This is a genomic window from Mesorhizobium sp. BR115XR7A (assembly GCF_020165315.1).
In the GTDB taxonomy this organism is placed as follows: domain Bacteria; phylum Pseudomonadota; class Alphaproteobacteria; order Rhizobiales; family Rhizobiaceae; genus Mesorhizobium; species Mesorhizobium australicum.
Window position 1 is genome coordinate 117408 of sequence record NZ_JAIUHW010000008.1, and the last position, 17322, is coordinate 134729.

Below are 17322 nucleotides of genomic sequence, written 5' to 3' on the forward strand. Positions count from 1 at the left end.
CTTGCCCTGAGATAGCCTATAGCTCAACCGCCGGTTTGTTATCCATGACAGGGAACCATGAGGGGATCCGCCGAGTTCGACCCTCGGACAAGCTCGGGTTCCCAACATGGAAGAAATCGGCAAGGCGCAACAGAAGGCCATAGCCCGTCTCATACGTCAGTGGATTGCATCGGACGCCAGCCGTCGCCAGCTTCGCCAGTTGCTGGACTTACCGACAGACGCTGACATGCCGCGCGAGCATCGGTCATTGCTCGACGAACTCGACCGAAAGCTCGACGAATAAGTGCATGCTTGCCGAGACACGGACGCTCAGTCGTCATCTTCCCAGCGGCTGCCGGGACAGCTGTTCAAGCTCGTTCTCGTCCGTGATCCCGGCTTGGTAGTAAGCAAGGATGCGCGATGCGCGCCGTTCTCTCTCGGCTTCAGTCTCGTTCTTGAGATTGCTGCGTGCAAGGACACGGCTCAGTACGGCAAGTTCCGATGGGGTATAGGCATCCCTATGCATTTCATCCCGCCCATGCACTGCAAGAAACCTACAATAAGGATTCTCCGGCGCGCCCTAACGCTGGTCGGGACAGAATGTTCCATGGGTTTTCGTGGAAGGAGAAAAAGCTTATCAGCGCTAGATGTGAGTTTCTGGGGCTTGCCGAGCGTTTAAAAGCTGCGAAACGGCGGTTATGATTTGCGGCAGAAAGAAGGGCTTGGTGATCATAATGCTGTTGGGCACTCCTTCCGCGCCCCAGTGTACCGCGCTGTCGCCGCTCATATAGACAACTGGGATGGTCGAGTTGGACCTACGCAAATGCCGGGCGATCTCCCACCCGGATTGTCCCGGCCCCAAACGGATGTCGGTGAGCACGGCCTTGAACCTGGTGGGATCGGGGTCGAAGGCCGCCAGCGCCTCGGCAGCATTTCGAACGCCGACGACCTGAAAGCCAGCCTCTTCCAAAGCTGACTCGAGGTCGAGCAGTATCATCGTCTCATCTTCGACGATCAGAACAACGCCATCGCTCATCCGGGATATCCCCAAGTCGCCACCGCTACTACGATCTCGGCGTCAACTTGGTTCCATATGACACGCATCGGCCTGTTGTCACCGCGACCTCGCGGCGGAGTCATGAGAAACCCGCCTCGGAAAGCCGAGACGGGCTGAAGCTGCTTCGACAGCCTCGAAGGCCAAGACAAGGGAGGATTGTAGGCCCGCGACCGAACCTTGAAGTGCAGCGAATGTTCCTCTGGATGTAGGCTCTTATTCGATTAGCCTCCGCGGCAGCCCGCCTCCAATGCGGGGCATTTCGTTTTTGCTCAAGATTTCTCCTGATCTCCAGAAGCTTGCTGGATTTCCGTCATCACCTGCCGGGGATCGACATTCTCGGCCAGTTGCGGCAGCTCCTGATCGGCCGGTGTGGAGACATTGAGGCGCTCCGTCAAAGCAGCCACCATTTCGATGAGCCTCGTGGTTTCGTGCTCGTTGAGAAGGCTGATCTGCAGATCCAGCTCCGCTCGGCGCTCGCTGTGTTCGGCCATTCTGTTTTGGTTGATCAGCACGAAGGTGGACAGGAAGATCGCCTCGACCGAAGCCACCATGGCCAGGATCACAAAAGTTGGGTCCCAGGCTGGGACGGCCGGTATCAGGCCAAGGTTCGCAAGGATCCAGGCGATCAGAATTGCGAGATGCAAATAGACAAAAGGCATGCTTCCCGCGAAGCGCGAAATGATGCCGGCAATTCGCACCTGAACGCCTTGGTGCTCCTCCTGTTGTCGCCTGTGGTCGACCAGAGCCTGTATGTTCTGCTGAAGGACCGACTGCATGTCGGCGGGATGCTGATCGTTCATCTTTGAAAGCCCGGTTTGGCGGCCAATGTCATCCGAGCGTTGCTCATCGCCCGCCTGGCACGTCCGGCGAGGCTGCACCGCCTGAACTCGCGGGCTCATGGCCGCCGGTCTCTTCAGACGAGGAGTGCCGTCCTGCAATCGTGTCCACCATGGCGATCACCGCCCCCGGGGCGCTCTGATGAACCATATGGCCGGCGCCCTCAACGACGTCGAGGAGGGACCCACCGACCTCCGCATGCAGGCGTCGTGCCTCCCCCTCGGCGTCGAACAGCCGGTCTCCAGAACCCGCCAGGATGCCGGTCGGGACGGCAATGTCCGTGTAGCTGGCCTTCGTCAGCAGGGCCGCCGCCAGCATCGATGCCGATTCCGAACACACCGCCCGCAGTTGGGAAGGGCGGCTGGCGATATCTTTTGCGAGAACGGCGAAGTCGGCAGCGACATCCGCTGGGTGGAAGATCTTCTGCATCGTCCAAGGCCAGGCAAGCCTCACAAGCACCGGCAGCAAGGTGTGGCGAAACGCGGTGCCGACGAATGGCAGAGCCGGGAGGGCGGCCAGCGCAAGACCAAGCCGCGGCGGCGGATAGTAATAGCCGGAGACCAGCACGACGCCGGCAACCGAAGGAGAATGCCTGCGCGCCAATTCGAGGGCTACCCAAGCGCCCCACGAATGTCCAAGCACGATGTAGTTCTCGATACCCAGCCTGCCGGCGGCGGCATGTATGAGATCGGCTTGGTCGCGGGCAGACCACCGCCGGCCGCGCGACCGCGTGCTTCGCCCGAAGCCCGGCCGATCAAATGCGAGTACCCGATAGGTTTTTGCCGCCTGATCGAAGATGCCGCTCGACTTGAAATCCTGTGCCATGGATCCGTTTCCATGCAGCAGAATGAGCGGCATGCCGGTGCCGGCTTCGATAAAATGCAGGCGAAGACCGTCAACCTCCATGACATGGCCGTGCGCCCGGCCAACAAGCGCACGTTTGGCGCGGGCGTGATTGTACCCGGCAAGTGCCGATAATGCGGCGATGAGCAGCACGGTCGATAGCTTCGGTCCATCCCTGTCGAACGCCATGCCCATGCCTGCCAGCAACTGCCCTGCCCGGTGCCCTGCCTGCCCAAACCTTCGGAGTGGCGGCTTGTTCCGCTGGACAAAGACGACGCTTTGTAGCCGGCTCAAACGGCCTAGGCGGTAAGCTCTCTATGGGCATGGGACGCGGCGATGGCAGCTTGTCCAAACGCGACCGCAATCTGATTCAGCGCTTTCACAACGTCGCCGATGGCGTACATGCCGGCGACGGAAGTCTGCTGGTGCTCATCGACCGTGACGTAGCCCTCGGCGCAACATCTCGCGCCGACGGCCAGGGCGAGGTGCGAGCGCACCTTGCATCCCAAGGCCGCGTAGACTGCATCGAAGCGGCAGGTCGCTCCATCCTGCAAAATCGCCGCACAACCGTCAACAGCCGGGCTGAGCCTGTCGAGAGTGTGACGGATGACTATCCCTCTTTCGCCCGCCGCGCGACGCGTGCTGGTTGAAAAGTCCGATGCGTGGGTCCCCAGCATCGTTACGTGTGGTGTGAATCGGCTGAGGAAAATGGCCTCGTGCAAGGCGCTGTCACCCTGCCCCACGACCGCTATCTTCCGGTCGATCACCTCATATCCGTCGCACACCGGACAAAGCCGAACGACACCGGCCGCAATTGCCTCCGCCAAGCGGGGCAATTCGGGTGTCGTGTCGACAATCCCGGTCGACAGGAAAACCTTACGCGCGCGGATTGCGCCGATCGAGGTCTCAGCATCAAAGCCTCCCTCGCCAGCGGCCAGCGAAAACACCTGCCCCCGCATCAAGGTTGCTCCGTACAAGCTCGCGTGGCGGCCAAGCCGATCGAGAAGGTCGGGGCCAGTTATCCCTTCGGGAAAGCCCGGACAGTTATGGCTTTTCGGGATCAGAGCGGCACGGGGCTGGCCGGCATCGACCACCAGCACGCGATGGCGAAAACGGGCGAGATATTGGGCCGCAGTCAGTCCCGCTGGCCCGCCTCCGACGATCAGCACATCTTCAGCGTCGGCGAGCGGGTGACCGGCATGGCTTTCACCGCAGGTTTGCTCCATCAGCGGCGAACTATCTGGTTCGTTCGATGTTCCAGCACGACACGCGGAGAGACCGCATAAGCCCGGCCGGCTTCAGCCGCAGCCAGAGAGCTTCGATCTCGTTGTCACACCGGTCCTGCTCGGCGTCGAAACCTTCTTACCGCTTCGGGGTTAATCCTGACGGACGAGGTGAGCACCTGCGAAACACAACCGCTGACCTCGTCCTCAAACGACGTCGGGCGGCTGGCAGGCCATGAATGATATGAGTGAAGAGCTGAGGCCGCCGACAAAGGACGATGCCGAACTCGCTCAAACGGGGAGCGCCATTTTATGAATGGATGCCTCAAGGCTTCAGATGATCCGGGTCGCTACCTTTAACGTAAACGGCGTCAACGGTCGATTGCCGGTTCTGCTCAAATGGCTGGGTGAGACGCACTACGACATCATCTGTCTCCAGGAATTGAAAACATCGGACGAAAAGTTTCCTGCCGATGCCATCAGCAACGCCGGCTACGGGGCGATATGGCACGGACAGAAGTCGTACAACGGCGTAGCCATTCTCGCTCGGGGCAAGCAGCCGCATGAGCGTCGGCGCGGGTTGCCCGGTGACGCCGATGACACGCATAGCCGTTACATCGAGGCGGAGATCGACGGTCTCGTCGTTGGTTGCCTATACCTGCCCAACGGCAACCCGGCGCCTGGTCCGAAGTTCGACTATAAGCTCCGCTGGTTCGAGCGGCTGATCGACTACGGACGGCTCCTGATCAAGGACGCGCCCGCCAGCCTGCTTTGCGGCGACTACAACGTGGTGCCGGCGCCGATCGACGCCGCGGTTCCGGCACGATGGCTGGGCGACGCCGTCTACTTCCCGGAGAGCCGACAGGCTTACGCCGACCTGCTTGCCGATGGCTGGACCGACGCCGTCAGGCTGATCCGTCCCGAGAGAGGCGTCTATACCTACTGGAATTTTTCCTATCGGGGCGGTTACGACCGCAGTTCCGGCCTTCGCATGGACCATCTTCTCGTGAGCCCCTCGCTCACGAACAGGCTGGCCGGCGCGGGCGTGGATGAGACGGTACGGGGATGGGACAAGCCAAGCGATCACGCGCCAGCCTGGATCGAACTCGACTGGCCCCGGTGAACCGAGACATCGGGCTTCAGCCAGACCGCATGACGCCAGGTTCGTCCGCCTCTCTTAATCGTTGCGAATCCTCGGGGGCGGCGACCAGATCCTGGAATCCAAGTGTGACGACGAGATAACCCGCCTCGTCGTAGACTTTCGTCACCCAGTTGGTCGGGTCCGCGCCATCGATAATTCCGTCAAGCATGGCCTCCTTGGCTGCGCGCTTCGCCTCTTTGATGGCCTCATCCCGATCAGCCATGTCGGCGAAGATTGCAGGCTGGGACATGCCTTCGATAAACTCGAAGCGAAATTTCGGCATCGATCCCTCCTGTCGGTGGTGATAACGGATCGGCCATTGCTGGCAGGGTGACGGTCAACGCCACCGTTTCGAAAAGGATGCACCGATTGTGCGTGCCTGAACCGGAGGTCAGGCAGCGTTGCTGGCTTCCGTTTGCCAGTCGTCCTGCCAACGCGCGCGCACGGCAATCATCAGCATGGCCGATTCCGTGATCCCGGTCTGGAACAGCCTGATCAGCTCTCTCGCGATGGAGTGAGCCGCCGCGGTGTCCGGCAAAATGGCAAACTCCTGGCACATCGCGTCGAAGACCGCGCGAAGCGTGTCCAGGTCATTCGGGTAGAGGGTATCCGTGCGAATGGGTCGGTCAAGCATCAAGCGTCTCCAAACGAGCGAGAGTGCGATGGTCTCCCAAGCAGCGGAGCCCGTTACATGCCCGCTGACCTCTCGCTTATGCGGCACAGCGCACGACGTGTCGCTAACCTATGATGGACCGAGGCAAGTTCGCGCACAAAAGATCCAATTGCGTATAGCGACGCGGCTAGCGCCACGCCCAATGGAAGCCGCACGACCGTTGGAGCCGCGAGTGTTCTAAAGTTCAAGGCGACCAAAGGGACATCGTAGATGTTTCTTGCCGTTCAAGCCGCGTCTCGTCGTGTGTCACTCAAGGTGTTCGCGCGAACCGCCGGCCTGCCCGTCAAAGAAGCGTGCGGGCCGCAATGGAACTCTTGGCCGTCAACTGCATTATCCAGTCCGGGCAAAACGGGGGCGATATGGGGGTCACTTCAGGCGATCGTCAATCTGAACTGCAGCGCTTCGAGCTGTTGGCGGCGCTGGGCGACCGGATTCGCGAGATTACTGATCCTGCCGAACTGGCCCACGCTGCCGCGGAACTGGTAGGGAGACATTTCGATGTCAGCCGAGCCGGATACGGCACGATCGATCTTGAGAAAGAAACCATCACGATCGAGAGGGATTGGAACGCGCCAGGCATCAAAAGCCTGGCTGGGACCCTGAATTTCAGGAACTACGGCTCGTATATCGAGGACTTGAAGCGGGGCGACACCGTTGTCTTCGAAAATGCCGAGACAGACCCGCGAACAAGGGATCATGCAGAGGCTCTCAAAGCCATCAGCGCCCAATCCGTCATCAACATGCCGGTTACCGAGCATGGCGGTTTGGTGGCGCTGCTATACCTGAACCACTCCGCGCCCAGACGCTGGGCCAAGGAGGAGGTTGCCCTTATTTCGGAAGTGGCGGACCGGACGCGTACCGCCATCGAGCGGCTTCGCGCTGAGCGAGCGCTGCGTGAGAACGCCGAACGCCTGGCTTTTCTCGACCGTCTTGGAAGGGAGATTGCCCTCGCGGCCGACGCCGACGCCGTCATGGCGATCACCACTCGTCTGTTGGGCGAACATCTTGCCGTCTCGATTTGCGCCTACGCCGACATGGAGCAGGATCAGGACCATTTCACCATCCGTGGCGACTGGAGCGCACCCGGCTCGCCCAGCATCAGAGGGTATTACAGTCTTACCGATTTTGGTCGCCTGGCGGTCACCAATCTCAGCGCCAATCGGCCGCTCATCATCAACAACAACCTCGAGGAAATTGCACCCGAGGAGGCAAAGACCTTTCAGGACATCGGCATAACGGCAACCATCTGCATGCCCTTGGTAAAACAGGGCCGGCTGACCGCCCTGATGGCCATTCACGACAAGCAGCCCCGCGTCTGGTCACAGCGCGAACTGTCCTTGCTGACGGAGGTGACGGAGCGGTCCTGGGCTCACATCGAGCGCGTTCGCTCGGAACAGGCGGCCCGGGCCAGTGAGGAGCGCCTCCGGCTCGCCACGGACGCAGCCGCTATCGGGACCTGGGACTACGATCCCGTCACCAAGGCGCTGCGGTGGGATGACCGGTGCAAAGCCCTTTTCGGCCTCCCGCCAGACGCGGAGGTAACATATGAAAGCGCGTTCCTGGCGGGTATTCATCCAGAAGATCGGGCCCGCGCCGACGAGGCCGTACGCCAGGCGCTCGCGCCGGGCACGTCTTCCCGCTACGACATCGAATATCGGACGGTCGGCTTGCACGACGGCAAGGAACGCTGGATTGCGGCAGCGGGCGAGTCGCTTTTCCAGTCAGGGCGCGCGGTCCGCTTCATTGGTACCGTCATGGATATCACCGCGCGAAAGCGGGTGGAGCATCAGCTTCAGATGATGAACGTCACCGCTGCCGCGGTAGCGGCCGAGCTCGACGTGGAGCGGATTGTTCAAACGGTAACTGATGCCGGCGTAGCGCTGTCGGGCGCACAATTCGGAGCTTTCTTCTACAATGTGATCGACGACAAGGGCGACAGCTACATGCTCTACGCCCTGTCGGGCGCACCTCGCTCCGCGTTCGAAAAATTTCCAATGCCTCGCAACACGGCGGTGTTCGACCCCACTTTCCGCGGGACAAGCGTGGTGCGCTCCGACGACATCCTCGCCGACCCCCGCTACGGCAAGAACTGGCCCCGCAAGGGAATGCCGGAGGGCCATCTGCCAGTGCGTTCCTATCTTGCGGTACCGGTCGTCTCGCGTTCGGGAGAGGTGCTGGGCGGCCTCTTCTTTGGTCATGCAGAGATCGGCGTCTTCGCCGAACAGCAAGAGAAGGCCTTGCTGGGGCTTGCGGGCCATGCCGCGACGGCAATCGACAATTCTCGACTGTTCAAGGCGCTGCAGACGCTCAATGGCACCCTTGAACAACGTGTCATGGACGAAGTCGCCGAACGCACCAGAGCAGAAGAGCACCTGCGGCAGGCCCAGAAGATGGAAGCTGTCGGACAGCTTACCGGTGGCATCGCGCACGACTTCAACAATATGCTGGCTGTCATCATCGGCGGACTGAACCTTGTGCAGCGCAAGCTCAGAAACGGCGATACCAACGTCCACCAGTTCGTGACCGGCGCGATCGATGGAGCCCAACGTGCTGCAGAACTTACCAAGCGGCTGCTTGCCTTCTCTCGCCAGCAACCTCTGGCGCCCAAGCGCCTGAATCCAAATCGCCTCGTCTCGGATATGAGTGAATTGCTGAGCCGGACGCTTGGGGAGACAATCCAAATCGAGACCGTGCTCGCCGCGGGACTTTGGCATGTGGAAGTCGACGCAGGGCAGCTGGAAAGCGCGTTGCTCAACCTTTGCGTCAACGCGCGGGATGCCATGCCCGCTGGTGGAAGGCTGACCATCGAGACATCCAATGCCCATGTCGACGACCGGTATGCGAGAGAAAACGCAATACCCTCCGGCCAGTATGTGATGATAGCTGTCACGGACACCGGAACCGGCATGACCGCTGACGTGTTGGCCAGAGCCTTCGATCCGTTCTTCACCACAAAGGGGGTTGGCAAAGGCACCGGGCTGGGGCTCAGCCAGGTTTATGGATTTGTTCGCCAGTCCGGCGGCAGCGTCAAGATCTATTCCGAGCAGGGTATCGGAACCACTTTGAAAATCTATCTGCCACGCTCGCACGGCGACGTGGTCGACAGCCCGGCCGAGTCCGTGGCGGGCGAGCACCCCGGCAGTGAGGACGAGATCATCATGGTTGTCGAGGATGAAGATCGCGTCCGGCTGATGGCTGCGGAGGCGCTGCGGGAACTGGGCTATTCCGTGTTGGAAATGCAAGGGCCGCGGGACGCGCTGGCGGCCGTCGCAAGCGGGCAAGTGCCGTCGCTTCTGTTCACTGACGTCGTCATGCCGGAGATGTCCGGCCGGGAACTGGTGGATCAGGTCAAGAGCATGCACCCGTCGCTAAAAGTGCTCTACACCACCGGCTACACACGAAACGCGATTGTCCACAACGGCACACTTGATTTTGGAACGGAGCTTTTAACCAAGCCCTACACGATTGACGAATTGGCAGAGAAGATCCGTAAGGTGCTGGATCGCAAGTGAATGGTCACTGTCCGAGGCACACCAATCCCTCTCCGCTTCAGTTACTTTACGGGACGCCGCGCTTGGGCGGAATTGATGCCTTCGGCAAGACAACTGCCGTAGCGCAGAGGCTATTGGGGCTTCGTGCACCCAACAGTGAAACCTTTTCCCTACTCGCAGCTTGTTTGCGACACCGGAGGAAACGATCGTGTCAAGGCGAGATGGAGAAATGGGGGATCAACCGACCAAGAGGCGTCGTACACGTCCCTTGAAGGGCGAGGACGCGGAGGTCCGGCATGTCGTCGAAACGCATGACCTGTCGCCCGCTCAGGCAAGGGAGCTGGTACGTCGCCACGGCAACGATTGGCGCAAGATCGATGAGGCGGCGAAGTCATACAAGGACAGCACCTGACGGAAGCCTCCAGGTCTCTCGGGAAGACGCTAAATCCTATTTACAGCAGCGGCTCATCTCGCCTGACAGGCTTGTTCGAGAGCCCGCGATTTCCAATTGAAAAAGAAAGCCCACTGCCTCGGGGGAGTGCAGCGGGCGATCGGCTAGGAGTTGAGGGGACATCTCCACGCTGGGTAAACAACAGATCAACAGCGGATCGGTTCCAACGCTGCGCCCGTGGCAAGGAAACCCGACGCCTAATCTCTTTCCGTGCCTTGTTCATCATCAGAATGATCGATGAATTCCCCCTCTTGCAAGCTCATAACCGGGTATCAACCGTAAACCCAGGCAAGCCATGCTCCCGGCGTATTTGAATGCACCAGCAGCGGATCAGGACCATCACCAGGATTCTCGGCCCTCCCGCAGATGGATAGACGTCCCGGCCTACGCCCTGGATCAAGGTGGCCCGGCGCTGCGCCTTCATCAGAAGTTGGGCCCGGCATTTGCAGATGTCGGGATTGCCGATCAGCTCAAGAAAGTCACGGCCCAATATTCCGAAAAAGCCGCTGTGCATGACGGCGTGAATCAACTGTCGTACTTCGAGCTTGCAACTGCCGTCGAAGTCCTGTCCCGCCGGATCGCTGCCGTCGTTCCCGTGGGGCAGCCGATCGGAATTTATCAACCAAACTCCGTCTGGTACATCGTTGCTGTCCTGGCGAGCATGGCGGCGGGAAGGATTTCGGTTCCCCTCAACGCCCGGGACCCAATCGCCCGTGTCAACGAGATTGTCGGCGTCGCGCGGCTCCGCGCCATTCTTGGCGTTGGACACCGGCATGCGGGTTTACCCGAGGACATCCGGTGGATCGATGTGACTGCCAGCCCCGAGTCGACGGCGCCGCTGTCATCGACGCAATTGCCTGCCGTATCCGTCGATGCACCGGCGATGGTTCTTTACACGTCTGGCAGCACCGGATCTCCAAAGGGCATAGTCAACAGCCAGCGCAGCCTGCTCTGGCGGGTGCACCAATATGCCGATGCGTGTCACATCAATTCCGACGATGTCTTCCTCCCCTTGACCGGGCCGGCCACCATAGCCGGATGTCGAGAAATCCTGACTTCGGTCCTGTGCGGCGCCACTTTGCATATGGTCGACGTGGAAGCGATCGGCCTGCGTGCGGTTCGCGAGCGAATGCAGCAGGTTGGCGCGACGCTTACTTACCTCGTGCCCGCGCTGCTTCGCGCCCTCATGGCCAATGCCCCCGCCGATGCGTTCGGATCGCTCAGGGTGGTCCGCGTCGGCGGCGAGAAAGTGCTTTGGACCGACATTGCCCTTTTGCGAAAGGCGATTCCTGCTCATTGCCTCGTACAGATCGGCTACTCGTCAACCGAGACGACCGGGTCACAATGGTTTCTGCCTCGCGTTCAACCAAAGAACCAAACGTCCGTGCCGGTCGGCCGGCTCTTGCCAGGAATAGCTTTTGCGATCGTCAACGAGGACGGTGACAGCGTACCGCGGGGCGGAAGCGGGGAACTCGTCATCAAGAGCCCCTATGTCTTGCTCGGCCACTGGGAAAACGGCACCGTCATCCCTGCCGAGGCGGATCCCGATGATCCAAGTCAACGGATATTCGCGACCGGCGATCTCGTCCAATTGGACAATCGGGGCCTGCTGAGGATCGTCGGCCGCAAGGGGCGGCAGATAAAGATCAACGGTCGGCGCATCGAGCCGGCCGAAGTCGAGAGGATCCTGCGCTCCGCCTCGTCAGTCGAGGATGCGGTGACGATCGTGACCGAGGCCAACGAACTGGTCGCTTTCGCGATCCCCAGGAATTCCGCCGGTCCGGCCTTCGCCGACGACCTTCGCCAGCTGCTTGCAAAGACGCTGCCGCCGCCACTGCGGCCGCTGCGGCTCCACAGGGTAGAGGACATTCCGCGCCTGGCGGGCGGAAAAATAGATGTGGCGAAACTCGGGAAAATGGATCTTCTGGCCAAGAAGCCTACCCAAGTTGCCGATCCACCGATTTCAGGCAGCAATCTCAAGGCCCATCAAGCAGTGCAGAATGCCTGGACCAGGGTCCTCAACACGCGGGCAGCCGTCGGGCGATGGGATGAAGCGGGAGGGGACTCGCTGAAGCTGCTCCACTGCGTCATGGAGATCGAGAACGAAATCGGCCAGGAACTGGATCTTGAGGCATTTACCGTCGGGATGAGTGCCGAGGCGATGGTCAACGCGGTCGCGTCCGCACAAGCCGGCAATGCGCCCGGTCATGTGCTGGAGCATGATCGGCCTTTTCTCTTTCTGTTTCCCGGCTCCGTGGGCTATGGGCCTAGTCTTGCAGCCTTCGCCTCAGCCATGGGCAAAGTCGCAACGGTCCGTCCGATAAGATATCCCAACCTCGCGACCATTCTCAGCGGCCAGAACGATCTTGCCGCCATGGTGGACGCCGCGCTTGAACAGATCAACCGCATCCAGCCGTCAGGCCATGTAAGGCTACTCGGCCACTCGCTCGGCGGAGCCGTCGCATTCGAAGTTGCCGTGCGCCTGCTGAAGGAGGGAAGGTCCGTGAAGTTTGTCGGTATCCTCGACACCAGCCTGGCTGGCGAGCGGAGCCGTCCCTGGGAGACAATCACCCGCACCTTGCGCCGGGTCCGATCCAACCGCATGTCACCCTATCGAATGGCTTGCCGTGTTTTGGCGAAGCTCACGGTCAAGGTCGGCCAGGAAGCTCGTCTTGCCCAAGCCATCGACCACTTTTCCCGAGGACAATTCAACGCAACCAGCTTCCGCATCAAGCTGGAGCTGCAGGAAGTCTTGCGTGCGCAGGCCTTCTTCCGTTGGTTGGAGCAGCCAAGAACGGTGCTCCCGATCACCGGAACGCTGTTCCGTTGCGCGCGACCGGGAATGCCTCTTGCCATCGGATGGGATCGGGTGTTCGCGGACCTGCAGGTCATCCCGATTGCCGGCAACCACATTGATCTGGTCGTCGAGCCTCACATCGGCGTCAATCGTCCGCTGATCGAGGAGGCGGTCGCTCGCACTTATTCGCCGGCCGAGTCTTCAACCATGAAAGGCAGCTTCGCGTGACTTCGCGGTTCGGCAAGGATGTTCTGGCACTGGATGCGGCCGCGGAGGTCGACCGCATCGTAGCATCCGTGCGCGAGCAGGTATTGGTCACGCTCCGCCGGCGCGGAGTGGTGGTCGGGCTCTCAGGCGGCATCGACAGTTCGGTGGTCGCGTCGTTGTGCGTGGCTGCCTTCGGCAAGGACAGGGTACTCGGGATCTTCATGCCGGAGCGTGACTCGTCCGGGGACTCGCTGAGGCTGGGGCGCGTTATCGCCGGTCAGCTGGGCATCGACACCATCGCCGAGGACATTGCGCCGGCGCTCGACGCCATCGGTGCCTATAGCCGGCAGATAGAGGCCATTCGCACCGTTGTTCCGGACTACGGCGAAGGGTGGAAATGCAAGCTGGTGCTGACCTCGGTGCTGGAGAGCAAAGGCCTCAATATCACCCGTCTCACCGTTCAGGACCCCCAGGGGAAGATCGATACCGTGCGCCTGTCAGGAGCGGCCTATCTGCAGATAGTGGCCGCGACCAATTACAAGCAGCGCATTCGCAAGATGACTGAGTACTATCACGCGGACCGACTCGGCTATGCGGTGGCGGGCACGCCTAACCGGCTCGAATATGATCAGGGTTTTTTCGTCAAGCAAGGCGACGGAATCGCTGACCTGATGCCGATCGTCCACCTCTACAAGACGCAGGTCTATCAACTGGCGGAATATCTCGGTGTGGACGGGGAGATCCGGCGCAGGCCGCCGACGACCGACACCTTCTCCATGGCGCAGAGCCAGGAGGAGTTCTACTTCGCCCTGCCCTATCATCAGACGGACCTATGCCTCTACGGCGTGAACCATGGCATCTGCGCCGATGATGTCGCTGATGTTGCCGGGTTGTCACCAGACGAGGTCCAGAAGGTCTTCAAGGATATCGAAGCCAAGCGTCGAGCGGCGCGCTATCTGCACGCCCAGCCTTTGCCTTCGGTGCCAATGACGGTGGACTGACGGATGTGCGGGATCGCCGGAATTGTCGCGCTGAGCGCCACTGCCTCACCTCCGTCGCGGGAAGCGCTGTTGCGTATGGTGGGCGCGCTCGCACACCGCGGACCCGACGAGCGGGGGCTGTACCGCGACCGACGCGCGGGTTTGGCGCATGCCCGCCTGTCCGTGGTCGACCTGCTGCACGGCCAGCAGCCACTCGCCGACGTCAGCGGCCTGACATGGATCGTCTTCAACGGTGAAATCTTCAACTACGTCGAATTGCGCGACAAGTTGATCGCGCTTGGTCACCGCTTCCGCACGCATAGCGACACGGAAGTCGTGCTCCACGCTTACCAGGCCTGGGGCCAGGCCGCCTTTGAACGGATGAATGGTCAATGGGCAGTCGCGATATGGGACTCTGCTGCCGGCCGCCTGATCCTGTCGCGTGACCGCTACGGCATCTGCCCGCTGTATTATTGCGAGCACGGCGGCCGCGTCTTCTTTGCAAGCGAAGTCAAAGCCATTTTCGCTGCGGAAACAGCGATTCCTCGCGCCTTTGATCCGACAGGAATCGATCAGACGTTTACATTCTGGACGGTGATCCCGCCGCAGAGCGTCTTCGAAGGCGTCAAGGAACTGCAGCCTGGACATATCCGGCTCTATGAGGGTGGCGTGGCCCGGGAGACGGCTTTCTGGGAGCCGCATTATCCGCGAATTTCCGGTTCCGAGCCTGAATGGTTCACCGGCTCGTGCGACGATGCCGTCGAGGCGGTCCGCGGTGCGCTCGAAGCCGCGACGGCGCTGCGGATGGTGCAGGCCGACGTGCCGGTGGGCTGCTATTTGTCCGGTGGGCTCGACAGCTCACTTGTCGCGGCGCTTGGGAGACGTTTCGCGGGGGAGCGCTTCCAGACATTCTCCTTGCGTTTTGCCGACGAGGAATACGACGAGACCTATTTCCAGCGCCTGGTTGCCGCCGCGACCGCGAGCGAGCACCACGAGGTGGTGATTTCCCGCCGCGACATTGCAGCGGTTTTTCCCGAGGTCGTCTACCATACCGAGCGGCCAATCCTGAGGACGGCCCCGGCACCGCTCTTCCTTCTGTCCAAGTTGGTCCGCGAGCGCGGCATCAAGGTTGTGCTGACAGGGGAAGGCGCCGACGAGATGTTCGCCGGCTACGACCTTTTCCGCGAAGGCAAGGTTCGCCGCTTCTGGGGGCGTCAACCTGCTTCGAGCCGGCGTGCGCGACTGCTCGAGCGTCTCTACCCCTATCTGTCGCGCTCACCGGTGCACCAACAGGCCATGGCGCGACAGTTCTTCGGGCGCGATCTTCATGCCTGCGACAGGCCCGGCTTTGCACATGACACGCGCTGGCGCACCACAAGCGCCATCAAGCGCCTATTCTGCCCCGACATGCGCGGCGCCTCGCAGCACCGCAATGCGGTCTCCGAACTGCTCGCCCCTCTCCCCGCCGAATTTTCGCGATGGAGCTTCCTTGCCCAGGACCAGTATCTCGAAATCCGAACGCTGATGTCGGGCTACCTGCTCTCCTCGCAGGGCGACAGGATGCTGATGGCACACTCGGTCGAGGGGCGCTTCCCCTATCTCGACGACGATGTCGTGGCGCTCGCGAATTCGCTTCCGGATGCTTACAAGCTGCGCGTCCTCGACGAAAAGCACGTGCTCAAGCGAGTGGCGCAGCCGATCGTGCCACCGCAAGTCGTTGCCCGCACGAAGCAGCCCTACAGGGCGCCAAACGCGCTTAGTTTCGTTGGTCATGATGCACCAGATTACATTCGCGAAGCACTGTCGGACACGGCATTGCGCGCGGCAAATGTCTTCGATCCGAAATCGGTGGCTTTCCTGCTTGGAAAGTGCCGGTCCAAGGCCGGCGACGGCGATCTCTCCAACTCCGACAACATGGCACTGGTCGGCGTGTTGTCGACCCAGCTTCTGCATCAGCAGTTCATCGCGAGCCGCCCACGCGGAGCGGACAAAGCCGAGCTCAGGATCGACGTTGATCACGAACAGCGGGAAAGGGTCCTGGCATGATCCACGGCGCCGTACCACTCCTGCAGGACTACCTCATCCATTCCGCCGGCCGGCTTGGCGGCAAGGTCGCGTTGGTGGCCGGCAAGCAACGCGTCACCTACGCGGAGATCGATGAGCGCTCCGACAGGATCGCGCATTTCCTGGCCGCGGCCGGCGTCGAGCGCGGCGACCGCGTCATGATCTTCGCCGACAATACGGTCGAAACCGTCGTCAGCTTCTGGGCGGTGCTCAAGGCGAACGCCGTGGTCTGCATCGTCAACCCGCTTACGAAAAGCGAGAAGCTTCATTACCTGCTCAACGATTGCCTGCCAGCGGCGCTGATCACGGACAGCCATCTGCACTCGATATTCTCCCAGCCGTCGCGCGACTGTCACTCGCTGCGGGCGGTGATTGTCTCTGGGCCGGTCGACGAGGCCGAGTTCAACCGATTGCCGCACGCCGTGCGTTGGGACACGATCATCGAAGGACCTTCTGTTGCGCCGCCGCGCAAATCGATCGACATCGATCTCGCCGCCATCGTCTACACCTCCGGATCCACCGGCGAACCCAAGGGGGTCATGTTGACGCACGGCAACATGACTGCCGCGTGCGCATCGATCGCCTCCTATCTGGAGCTGCGTGAGGATGAGGTGATCCTCAACGTTCTGCCCCTCGCCTTCGACTACGGGCTCTATCAGATGATCATGGCCTTTCGCACCGGCGCACGGCTCGTCCTCGAGCGCTCCTTCGCCTTTCCGGCGCAGATCCTTCAGGTCATCAAGGACGAGCAGATCACAGGTTTTCCGGGCGTGCCCACGATCTTCGCGGCCCTTGCGGAACTCAGATCGCTGAAGAGCAACGATTTCGCGAGCATCCGCTATGTCACCAATACCGCGGCCGCCCTGCCGCTCAAGCAGATTGCCATGCTCAGGGAGCTGTTTTCGGGCGCACGCATCTATTCTATGTACGGCCTCACCGAATGCAAACGCTGCAGCTATCTGCCGCCCGACGATCTCGGGCGAAAGCCCCTCAGCGTAGGCATTGCCATTCCCAACACAGAAGTGTGGATCGTCGACGAGGGTGGCAGGCGGGTCGGTCCGGGCGTCGTTGGCCAACTTGTAGTCCGCGGCGCAACGGTGATGAAAGGCTATTGGGGCAAGCCCGAGGCAACTGCAAGGAAGCTGAAGCCGGGGCCGCTGCCGGGCGAGCAGGTCCTCTACACGGGCGACTACTGCCGGATGGACGCTGAAGGCTATTTGTACTTCGTCGGCCGTGGTGACGAGATCATAAAATCACGAGGCGAAAAGGTCGCTCCCAAAGAGGTGGAAAGCGTGCTGATGGACGTCCCTGGGGTGAAGGAAGCCGCGGTCATCGGTGTTCCCGACGACCTCCTCGGGCAAGCGGTCAAAGCATTCGTCGTCATCGAGCAGGGAAGAATTGTCGGCGAAAGGCAGCTCCTGATGGAGTGCCGGAAACGGCTGGAGAGTTTCATGGTGCCAAAGACCATCGTCATCGTGCCCAGCCTGCCGATGACCGATACCGGAAAACTCAAGAAAGCGGCCCTGTCGTAGATTGTTTCAGAAGCGCGATCGCAAGTCGCCTTTGCAACGGAGGATGG

At 61.1% G+C, this 17322-nt stretch carries 13 protein-coding genes; 7 read left to right on the forward strand and 6 right to left on the reverse strand.

Features of this window, described 5'->3' with window-relative positions; all coding sequences use genetic code 11:
• Window positions 1-106: 106 nt before the first annotated feature.
• Entirely contained in the window at window positions 107-283 is a 177-nt protein-coding gene (locus tag LB557_RS18360; protein WP_157163632.1) for a hypothetical protein, read from the forward strand.
• Between the two features lie 339 nt (window positions 284-622).
• Here the strand turns inward: LB557_RS18360 and LB557_RS18370 are convergent, their stop codons facing one another.
• The 4 genes from LB557_RS18370 to LB557_RS18385 form a co-directional block, all read right to left on the reverse strand.
• Entirely contained in the window at window positions 623-1015 is a 393-nt protein-coding gene (locus LB557_RS18370) for a response regulator (RefSeq protein ID WP_015316412.1), read from the reverse strand.
• A gap of 290 nt (window positions 1016-1305) precedes the next feature.
• Window positions 1306-1836: a DUF1003 domain-containing protein gene (locus LB557_RS18375; protein WP_041163348.1), complete on the reverse strand. Its 531-nt coding sequence runs from the start codon at window positions 1834-1836 to the stop codon at window positions 1306-1308.
• Window positions 1837-1879: 43 nt separating this feature from the next.
• The gene (locus LB557_RS18380; RefSeq protein ID WP_224643892.1) at window positions 1880-2869 is read right to left on the reverse strand and encodes an alpha/beta fold hydrolase; all 990 of its coding nucleotides are present in this window, start codon (window positions 2867-2869) and stop codon (window positions 1880-1882) included.
• 146 nt (window positions 2870-3015) lie between these two features.
• A complete protein-coding gene (locus LB557_RS18385) occupies window positions 3016-3942 on the reverse strand; it encodes an NAD(P)/FAD-dependent oxidoreductase (protein ID WP_224643891.1) in 927 nt (308 codons plus the stop codon).
• Window positions 3943-4276: 334 nt separating this feature from the next.
• On the opposite strand from LB557_RS18385, the gene xth reads away from it, so the two are divergent.
• Window positions 4277-5062 (forward strand): exodeoxyribonuclease III, encoded by a 786-nt coding sequence (xth, locus tag LB557_RS18390; RefSeq protein WP_140715894.1) that lies wholly within the window; start codon window positions 4277-4279, stop codon window positions 5060-5062.
• A 16-nt stretch (window positions 5063-5078) separates the two neighbouring features.
• Here the strand turns inward: xth and LB557_RS18395 are convergent, their stop codons facing one another.
• Window positions 5079-5363, reverse strand: a complete 285-nt coding sequence (locus LB557_RS18395; RefSeq protein ID WP_140614627.1) for a DUF6894 family protein — start codon at window positions 5361-5363, stop codon at window positions 5079-5081.
• A 108-nt stretch (window positions 5364-5471) separates the two neighbouring features.
• Window positions 5472-5714, reverse strand: coding sequence for a hypothetical protein (locus LB557_RS18400; protein ID WP_015316406.1), 243 nt, complete (start codon window positions 5712-5714; stop codon window positions 5472-5474).
• A 344-nt stretch (window positions 5715-6058) separates the two neighbouring features.
• Here LB557_RS18400 and LB557_RS18405 point away from each other — a divergent pair, with 344 nt between their 5' ends.
• From LB557_RS18405 to LB557_RS18425, 5 genes are all read left to right on the forward strand, one after another.
• Window positions 6059-9265 carry a GAF domain-containing protein gene (locus LB557_RS18405; protein ID WP_411970555.1) on the forward strand — a complete coding sequence of 1069 codons (3207 nt, stop codon included), beginning with the start codon at window positions 6059-6061 and terminating at the stop codon, window positions 9263-9265.
• A gap of 725 nt (window positions 9266-9990) precedes the next feature.
• Window positions 9991-12720: a non-ribosomal peptide synthetase gene (locus tag LB557_RS18410; protein ID WP_224713083.1), complete on the forward strand. Its 2730-nt coding sequence runs from the start codon at window positions 9991-9993 to the stop codon at window positions 12718-12720.
• Window positions 12717-13700 carry an NAD(+) synthase gene (nadE, locus tag LB557_RS18415; RefSeq protein ID WP_140614629.1) on the forward strand — a complete coding sequence of 328 codons (984 nt, stop codon included), beginning with the start codon at window positions 12717-12719 and terminating at the stop codon, window positions 13698-13700. The genes LB557_RS18410 and nadE overlap by 4 nt, the downstream gene beginning before the upstream one ends.
• Window positions 13701-13703: 3 nt before the next feature.
• Complete coding sequence (asnB, locus tag LB557_RS18420; RefSeq protein ID WP_224643200.1) at window positions 13704-15725, forward strand: asparagine synthase (glutamine-hydrolyzing); 2022 nt, start codon at window positions 13704-13706, stop codon at window positions 15723-15725.
• Window positions 15722-17275 carry a class I adenylate-forming enzyme family protein gene (locus LB557_RS18425; RefSeq protein ID WP_181177763.1) on the forward strand — a complete coding sequence of 518 codons (1554 nt, stop codon included), beginning with the start codon at window positions 15722-15724 and terminating at the stop codon, window positions 17273-17275. The genes asnB and LB557_RS18425 overlap by 4 nt, the downstream gene beginning before the upstream one ends.
• Window positions 17276-17322: the final 47 nt, after the last annotated feature.